The sequence below is a fragment of the Actinosynnema sp. genome, from assembly GCF_052038725.1.
This window is the reverse complement of the sequence record NZ_JBQGCX010000395.1, coordinates 1-1,550: the sequence shown is the minus strand read 5'-3', so window position 1 is coordinate 1,550 and position 1,550 is coordinate 1. Positions and strand designations below refer to the sequence as shown.

At 70.3% G+C, this 1,550-nt stretch carries 1 protein-coding gene; it reads right to left on the bottom strand.

Annotated features, from left to right (window positions below; all coding sequences use genetic code 11):
- Positions 1-1,435 (bottom strand): proteasome ATPase (gene arc / locus ACTUAL_RS07920; RefSeq protein ID WP_440899789.1); only part of this gene is annotated, 1,435 nt, incomplete at its 3' end.
- Positions 1,436-1,550 lie beyond the last annotated feature (115 nt).

The following is a 1,550-nucleotide window of genomic DNA, read 5'->3' as shown; positions in this document are numbered from 1 at the left end:
TGTTGGGCAGGTCCTCGTTCTCCTTGAACTCCGCCACGCACGCCTCGAGGAGGTGCTCGACCCGGATGCCGCGGGCCCCGGTGGTGAGCAGGTCCTTGATGGCCATCTTCTTGGCCCGGTCGACGATGTTCTGGATCATGGCGCCGGAGTTGAAGTCCTTGAAGTAGAGGACCTCCTTGTCGCCGTTGGCGTACGTGACCTCCAGGAACTGGTTCTCCTCGGTCTCGGCGTACATCCGCTCGACGATGCGCTGGATCATGTCCTCCACGCACGCCGCCGCGTTGCCGCCGTGCACGCCCAGGTCGTCGGCGTGCAGGGGCAGGTCCGCGAGCAGGTACTTGCTGAACACGTCCTTGGCGCCCTCGGCGTCGGGCCGCTCGATCTTGATCTTCACGTCGAGCCGGCCGGGGCGCAGGATGGCCGGGTCGATCATGTCCTCGCGGTTGGAGGCGCCGATGACGATGACGTTCTCCAGCAGCTCCACGCCGTCGATCTCGCTCAGCAGCTGCGGGACGATCGTGTTCTCGACGTCGCTGGAGACGCCGGAGCCACGGGTGCGGACCAGCGAGTCCATCTCGTCGAAGAACACCACGACGGGGGTGCCCTCGCTCGCCTTCTCCCGCGCGCGCTGGAACACGAGCCGGATGTGGCGCTCGGTCTCGCCGACGTACTTGTTGAGCAGCTCCGGGCCCTTGATGTTGAGGAAGTAGCTGCGGGCGGCGTTGCCGTCCTCGCCGCGGGTGCGGGCCACCTGCTTGGCGAGGCCGTTGGCGACCGCCTTGGCGATGAGCGTCTTGCCGCAACCGGGCGGGCCGTACAGCAGCACGCCCTTGGGTGCCTTGAGGCCGTGCTCGGCGAACAGGTCCGGGTGCAGGAACGGCAGCTCGACGGCGTCGCGGATGGTCTCGATCTGCGACCCGAGCCCGCCGATGTCGCCGTAGTCGATGTCGGGCACCTCCTCCAGCACGAGGTCCTCGACCTCGGCCTTCGGCACCCGCTCGAACGCGAAGCCCGTGCGGGTGTCGACGGTCAGGGAGTCCCCGATCCGCAGCGTGGCCTCCAGCAGCGGGCCCGCGAGGCGCACGACGCGCTCCTCGTCGGCGTGCGCGGTGACCAGCGCCCGGTCCGGGGGCAGCAGCTCCTTGACCGTGACGAGCTCACCGACCCGCTCGAACCCGGTGACCCCGACGATGTTCATCGCCTCGTTGAGGACCACCTCGCGGCCCGGCTGCAGCTCCTCGCGCTCCACCGCGGGGGTGACGGCGACGCGCAGCTTGCGCCCGCCGGCGCTGATGTCGGCGCTGCCGTCCTCGCCGAGGCCGACGAGGGTGCCGTAGGAGGCGGGCGGCTGCGCGAGCCGCTCGACCTCCGAACGCAGGCTCACGATCTGGTCGCGGGCCTCGCGCAGGGTCTCGGCGAGGCGCTCGTTGTGCATCGAGACCCGGGACAGCTCGGCGCGGGCGCGCACGACCTCGTCCTGGAGCCGTTCCGCGCGGACGCGGTCCGCGCGCTGCGCGCTGGGGTCGTGCTGGTCCACCGTGGCCCTCCGA